Source organism: Cupriavidus sp. R6-3, assembly GCF_059772245.1.
Window position 1 is genome coordinate 1 of sequence record NZ_JCBAJO010000248.1, and the last position, 6,612, is coordinate 6,612.

The window sequence follows — 6,612 nt, forward strand, 5'->3', positions numbered from 1 at the left end:
CCGACCCACACCACGCCGATTCGCGCCACGAAGACCAGGAGGAACCGAGATGACGTCGCATCTGCCGTCCCATGCCGCCGAAATCGAGCTCGAGGTCCCATCGGGGCTCGGCATCCTGACCGTGCCCGGGCTGCACGGCAGCGGCCCCGAGCACTGGCAGAGCCGCTGGGAACACCGCTTCCCAGATTGGCAGCGCGTCGAGCAGCGCGACTGGTCGCGCCCGAGCCTGCATCTGTGGGCCGACCGGGTGGGCGACGCCGTCGCGCGGGTGCGGCGGGTGGCGCCGCGCGGCGCGGTGCTGGTGGCCCACAGCTTCGGCTGCCTGGCGACGCTGCGGCACGCGGCCAACGACCCCGATGGCATCGCCGGCGCCCTGCTGGTCGCCCCGGCCGATCCCGACAAGTTCGGCGTCGCGCCGCTGCTGCCGGCCTACCGGCTGCCGTTTCCGACGCTGCTGGTGGCAAGCCGCAACGATCCCTGGATGGCGCAGCGCACCGCCTTCACCTGGGGCACGCTGTGGGGCAGCGAGCTGCACGACGCGGGCAGTCTCGGTCACATCAACGCCGATTCGGGCCTCGGCCGCTGGCCGGAAGGGCTGGGATTGCTCGGCACGCTGCTGCAAAGGATCGACACCCGGCGCCGCGGACGCCCCCACGATCAGCACGGCACGGCGTGGGAAGCCGGGCTCGAAGTGATCCCGACCGTCCCATATATCTGAATCGACTAAAGACATGCGTAAATATTCGTTCTGGATATAAGCGCTGCTCTGCACAATCTATTGGTCCCGCCGCCGGCGCCGCACTGACGCGCCGGCGGCGCCCAACGTGCGTCCCGCGTGGCGCGCATCGTCGCCGTCGGCGGCTTTCGAACCAGACACCATGCCTGCCACCCTGCCATTGACCGATACCGTGCCAGCGGCGCCGACCTTTCCGCGGCGCCTGCCCGGCCCGCTGCGCGCCCGCCCGACGGTGCTGCCGGGCTTCGGCCTGTCGCTCGGCTTCACGCTGCTGTATCTGACGCTGATCGTGCTGATTCCGCTGGCGGCCGCCTTCCTGAAGGCATTCACGCTGAGCTGGGACAGCTTCTGGGCGATCGTCACGGCGCCGCGCGTGCTGGCCGCCTACAAGCTGAGCTTCGGCGCCTCGCTGATCGCGGCGCTGGTCAATACCGTGTTCGGGCTGGTGGTGGCCTGGGTGCTGGTGCGCTACCGCTTTCCCGGCCGGCGCCTGGTCGATGCGCTGGTCGATCTGCCGTTCGCGCTGCCGACCGCGGTGGCCGGCATCGCGCTGACCGCGCTGTTTGCCGGCAACGGCTGGATCGGCCGCTGGCTCGAGCCGCTGGGCATCAAGGTCGCCTTCACCCCGCTGGGCGTGGTGATCGCGCTGACCTTCATCGGGCTGCCGTTCGTCGTGCGCACCGTGCAGCCGGTGCTGGAGGAACTCGAGCGCGAGCTGGAAGAGGCCGCGGCCAGCCTCGGCGCGACCCGTTCGCAGACCTTCCGGCGCGTGATCGTACCGGCGATCGCGCCGGCGCTGCTGACCGGGTTTGCGCTGGCCTTCGCCCGCGCCACCGGCGAGTACGGCTCGGTCGTCTTCATCAGCGGCAACATGCCGATGGTGTCCGAGATCGCGCCGCTGATGATCTACGCCAAGCTCGAGCAGTACGACTATGCCGGCGCGACCGCGGTGGCGGTGGTAATGCTGCTGATCTCGTTCGCCTTGCTGCTGCTGATCAACGGGCTGCAGGCCTGGTCGCGGCGCCGCCAGAACGGCGGCCGCCAGGCCCCGGTGCAGGCGCGCGACGACGCGGCCGACTCCTCCCGTGCGCTGACCGCTGCCGGAGACTTCTGAGATGGCCGCGACGATTCCTCTGGGCGCCGCCCGCGCGCTGCCGCCCGGGCGCCTGCATGACGCCACCGCCGAGGCGCCGTGGGTGCGCCGCACGCTGATCGCGCTGGCCGCGCTGTTCCTGACGCTGTTCCTGTTCGTGCCGCTGGCCGCGGTGTTCTACGAGGCGCTGCGCCAGGGTTTGCACGCCTACTGGAACGCGCTGGTCGAGCCCGACGCGCTGTCCGCGATCCGCCTGACGCTGACCGTCGCGGCGATCGCGGTGCCGCTGAACCTGGTGTTCGGCGTCGCCGCGGCCTGGGCCATCGCCAAGTTCGAATTTCCCGGCAAGAGCCTGCTGACCACGCTGATCGACCTGCCGTTCTCGGTCTCGCCGGTGATCTCGGGCCTGATCTATGTGCTGCTGTTCGGCGCGCAGGGCTGGCTTGGTCCGTGGCTGGCCGAGCACGACATCCGCATCCTGTTCGCGGTGCCGGGCATCGTGCTGGCGACCGTCTTCGTGACCTTTCCCTTCGTCGCCCGCGAACTGATTCCGCTGATGCAGGCGCAGGGCACGGAGGAAGAGGAGGCCGCCATCGTGCTGGGCGCCTCGGGCTGGCAGACCTTCTGGCGCGTGACGCTGCCCAATATCCGCTGGGGCCTGCTGTACGGCGTGATCCTGTGCAATGCGCGCGCGATGGGCGAGTTCGGCGCGGTGTCCGTGGTGTCGGGCCATATCCGCGGGCTGACCAACACGATGCCGCTGCACGTCGAGATTCTCTACAACGAATACAACTTCGTCGCCGCCTTCGCGGTGGCCTCGCTGCTGACGCTGCTGGCCCTGCTGACGCTGGCGATCAAGACACTGGTCGAATTCCGGACGCGGCGGGAGCTGGGCGAGGCGAGCGAAGAGGCCGTGCCGGCCGCTTCGGCTGCATCGCCAGCATCGGCGGTATCGGCGGTATCGGCGGCAACGTCCGCAGCGGCCGCACGGCCGGCCACGTTGCACGCGCATGCCCCCTCGTTCGGTGGGGAATCCGCGCGCGACGGGCACCCCGCCAAGGTACGCGGCCCGGCCTCCGCGGCCGACGCGCAAGACAGCTTGGGATGGACATCATGAGCATTCAGGTAAGGCATCTGCACAAACAGTTCGGCGATTTCGTCGCGCTGGACGACGTCTCGCTCGATTTCGCCGAAGGCGAGTTGACCGCGCTGCTGGGACCTTCCGGCTGCGGCAAGACCACGCTGCTGCGCGTGATCGCGGGGCTCGAGCGCGCCGACCGCGGGCAGGTGCTGCTGGACGGCCAGGATGCGACCGGGCAGCCGGTGCGCCAGCGCCAGGTCGGCTTCGTGTTCCAGCACTACGCGCTGTTCCGCCATATGACGGTGTTCGAGAACGTCGCCTTCGGCCTGCGCGTCAAGCCGCGCGGCGAGCGGCCGAGCGAGGCGCAGATCCGCGAGCGCGTGCGCGCGCTGCTGGAGCTGGTGCAGCTGTACTGGCTGGCCGACCGCTATCCGCCGCAGCTGTCCGGCGGCCAGCGCCAGCGCATCGCGCTGGCCCGCGCGCTGGCGGTCGAGCCGCGCGTGCTGCTGCTGGACGAACCGTTCGGCGCGCTCGACGCCAAGGTCCGCAAGGAACTGCGGCGCTGGCTGCGGCGCCTGCACGACGAACTGCATGTGACCAGCGTGTTCGTCACGCACGACCAGGAGGAGGCGCTGGAGGTGGCCGACCGCGTGGTGCTGATGCAGCGCGGTCGCGTCGAGCAGGTGGGCTCGCCGCAGGCGGTCTACGAGCATCCGGCCACGCCGTTCGTGTTCGGCTTCCTGGGCCATGTCAATCGCATTCACGGGCGGCTCGAGCGCGGGACCGATGGCGGGGCGCTGCGTAGCGGGGCGGCGCTGCTGTCGCTGTCCGATGGTCTGGGCGACGACGGCCTGGGCTCGGTCGACGAGGCCGAGGGCGCCGAGGCGATCGGCTACGTCCGTCCGCACGAGGTCGAGCTGGAGCGCTATGCGCCCGGCGCCGAAGGCATCGTCGCGACGCTGCGGCGTGCGCTGGCGCTCGGACCGGTCGCGCAGCTGGAACTGGAGCGCGAGGACAACCGCGAGCTGATCGAGGTCGTGCTGCCGCTCGAGCGCTTCCAGCGCGACGGCTATCGCGAGGGCGAGCTGCTGGCGGCGCGGCCGCGGCGCATGCGCGTGTTCGCGGACGGGCAGGGCGTGCGGCAGGCGGGTCGAGGTTCGGCACAAGCGGCGGCACAAGCGGCGACGCAAGCGGCGACGCAAGCGGCGGCGCAAGCGTCTGCACAGGCAGGAGCGGCCCGATGAACTTCCAGCAACTGCGATCGATCCGAGAGGCGGTGCGCCGCCAGTTCAACCTGACCGAGGTTGCCAACGCGCTGTACACCTCGCAGCCGGGCGTGTCGCGCCAGATCCGCGAACTCGAGGAAGAGCTGGGCGTCGAGATCTTCGAGCGCTACGGCAAGCGGCTGACCGGGCTGACCGCGCCGGGCCGCGAGATCGTCCGCATCGTCGAGCGTCTGCTGCTCGAGGCGGAGAACCTGCGCCAGGCGGGCGACGAATTCGCCGGCCGCCATACCGGCCGGCTGACGGTGGCCACCACGCATACGCAGGCCCGCTATGCGCTGCCGAAGGTCGTCACGGAATTCCGCCGCGCCTATCCGCACGTCACGCTGGCGCTGCAGGAGGCCTCGCCCAACCATATCGTCGAGCTGCTGCTGTCGGGGCAGGCCGATATCGGCATCGCCACCGAGGCGCTGGCGAGCGAGCCGTCGCTGACCGCGTTCGACGCCTACACCTGGCGCCATGTGCTGGTGGTCGCGCCGGACCACCCGCTGACGCGGCTGCCCGAGCCGACGCTGGAGGACCTGGCCGGTTTTCCGATCATCACCTACGACGCGGGCTTTACCGGCCGGCGCAAGATCGACAGCGCCTTCGCGCAGGCCGGCCTGCAGCCGGAGATCGTGCTGACCGCGCTCGATGCCGACGTGATCAAGACGTATGCGGAGCTCGATCTCGGCGTCGGCATCATCGCCTCGATGGCCTACGATCCGCGCAAGGACAGCGGGCTGGTGCGGATCGCGGCCGATCATCTGTTCGCGCCGAACACCACCAGCGTGGCGGTGCGCCGCGGCGCCTATCTGCGCGGCTATGCGCATGCCTTCATCCAGCTGTTCGCGCCGCAGCTGTCCGAGCAGGCGGTCAGCAGCGCGCTGGCCGAGGGCGGCAGCTTCGGGGCGCTGACGGCCGAGGCTGCGTAGGCTTGCGCACGAAGCCGGCATCGCGGCGCCGCCGCATGCTGGCTCTTCTTCGGCGCCGCGCGATCGCCGCGGTGCATCGTTGCATTGCCTCGCGATGCCGTCGCGCGGCCGCATCCACTTCGGACCCGGCAGCGGCCCCTTCGCGCCGCTGGTCGCCCGTTCGTCGCATCCGGGTTTCATTCGCGCCGTGACCCGGGTTACATTACGCGCACGGACACGGGATGCGTACCGATGCAGCGGCCGCCAGCCATGCTGCACCGCATCGCCGGTCATCCCGTGCCGCATGCGATCCGCCTCCGAGCTGGCGAATGCCGCGGTTGGGGGCCGCACCGCCGCATGGAACGTCGGCGGGTCGCGGCTAGAATGAGGCAATGGTCCCTCCCCACACCCGCGTCGCCGAGGTGGCGGTGGAAGGACGGAGGCGACATGAGATCGACGCACCGCTGTTTCACCCACGCCATTCCTTCCCGCCTGACGCTGCTGGGACGCGACCTGGTGTTCGTGCTGGTCATGAACGGCGTGATCGCGGTCAGCCTCACCTGGGGCTTCCAGACCGGCGGCACCTTCCTGAAGAACTTCGTCTATAGCCAGCTGATCGGCCTGTCGATCTGGGCGCTGATCGATATCCCGCGCGTGGTGATCTGGCGCAACGAACGCCCGGCGGGCTGGCCTTTCATCCTGCTGGCGATCGCCGCGGTGCCGCTCGGCGTGCTGTTCGGCAGCTGGGCGACGCGGATGGTGTTGGACCTGCCGCCCAAGTCGATGGAAGAGGCCAACGACATGCTGCGCATGTGCTTGGTGGTCGGGATGCTGGCGGCGACCAGCATGATCTACTTCTACTGGTCGCGCGAGCGCCTGGCCTTCCTGCAGCGCCAGGCCGCGCTCGACGCGCTGCAGCGCGAGGAGGCCGAGAAGCAGCTGGTGCGCGCGCAGCTGATGGCGCTGCAGGCGCAGATCGAACCGCACTTCCTGTTCAACTCGCTGGCCCACCTGGACGGCCTGATCGCCACCGATCCGCATGCCGCGCGCAAGCTGCTGCAGGGGCTGATCGGCTTCCTGCGGCGCTCGCTGGCCCATACCCGCGCGGAACAATGCACGCTGCAGCAGGAATTCGCGCTGCTGCGCAGCTATCTCGATATCCAGGGGCTGCGCTTCGGCCAGCGCCTGTCCTATCAGTTCGATCTGCCCGACGATCTGGCCGAGGTCGAGATTCCGCCGATGCTGATCCAGCCGCTGGTCGAGAACGCCGTCACGCATGGCATCGAGCCCTGCATGGCGGGGGGGCGCATTACCGTGTCGGCACGCGCGCAGGGCGAGAACGCCGTGCAGGTGTCGATCGCCGATACCGGCGTCGGCTTCGCGCAGGCGCCGGTCAAGGGCTCGGGCCTGGGGCTGACGCATGTGCGCGAACGCCTGGCGCGGATCTTCGGCGCCGCCGCCACGATGCAGATCGAGGAGAACGTGCCCAGCGGCGTGGTGGTGCGGCTGACCGTGCCGGTCACGCG

The 6,612-nt window shown here is 70.0% G+C and carries 6 protein-coding genes; all 6 read left to right on the forward strand.

The genetic code is table 11. From position 1 onward, the window contains the following. Positions 1-49 precede the first annotated feature (49 nt). A complete protein-coding gene (locus tag AC6EI8_RS22895; RefSeq protein ID WP_498382956.1) occupies positions 50-718 on the forward strand; it encodes an RBBP9/YdeN family alpha/beta hydrolase in 669 nt (222 codons plus the stop codon). Positions 719-878: 160 nt separating this feature from the next. Continuing rightward, a complete protein-coding gene (cysT, locus tag AC6EI8_RS22900; protein WP_498382957.1) occupies positions 879-1,850 on the forward strand; it encodes a sulfate ABC transporter permease subunit CysT in 972 nt (323 codons plus the stop codon). A gap of 1 nt (position 1,851) precedes the next feature. Continuing rightward, a complete protein-coding gene (gene cysW / locus AC6EI8_RS22905; protein ID WP_498382958.1) occupies positions 1,852-2,946 on the forward strand; it encodes a sulfate ABC transporter permease subunit CysW in 1,095 nt (364 codons plus the stop codon). Beyond that, on the forward strand, positions 2,943-4,154 hold the full coding sequence (locus AC6EI8_RS22910; protein ID WP_498382959.1) for a sulfate/molybdate ABC transporter ATP-binding protein: 1,212 nt from the start codon (positions 2,943-2,945) through the stop codon (positions 4,152-4,154). The genes cysW and AC6EI8_RS22910 overlap by 4 nt, the downstream gene beginning before the upstream one ends. After that, positions 4,151-5,107 carry a CysB family HTH-type transcriptional regulator gene (locus tag AC6EI8_RS22915; protein WP_149319068.1) on the forward strand — a complete coding sequence of 319 codons (957 nt, stop codon included), beginning with the start codon at positions 4,151-4,153 and terminating at the stop codon, positions 5,105-5,107. Before AC6EI8_RS22910 ends, AC6EI8_RS22915 begins: the two co-directional genes overlap by 4 nt. 426 nt (positions 5,108-5,533) lie before the next feature. Further along, on the forward strand, positions 5,534-6,612 hold a 1,079-nt coding region (locus AC6EI8_RS22920), incomplete at its 3' end, for a sensor histidine kinase (RefSeq protein ID WP_498382960.1).

Excerpts from the sequence above, each read along its gene's own strand:
- AC6EI8_RS22895 (WP_498382956.1), top strand. The coding sequence starts at position 50 with ATGACGTCGCATCTGCCGTCCCATGCCGCCGAAATCGAGCTCGAGGTC.
- cysT (WP_498382957.1), top strand. The coding sequence starts at position 879 with ATGCCTGCCACCCTGCCATTGACCGATACCGTGCCAGCGGCGCCGACC.
- cysW (WP_498382958.1), top strand. The coding sequence starts at position 1,852 with ATGGCCGCGACGATTCCTCTGGGCGCCGCCCGCGCGCTGCCGCCCGGG.
- AC6EI8_RS22910 (WP_498382959.1), top strand. The coding sequence starts at position 2,943 with ATGAGCATTCAGGTAAGGCATCTGCACAAACAGTTCGGCGATTTCGTC.
- AC6EI8_RS22915 (WP_149319068.1), top strand. The coding sequence starts at position 4,151 with ATGAACTTCCAGCAACTGCGATCGATCCGAGAGGCGGTGCGCCGCCAG.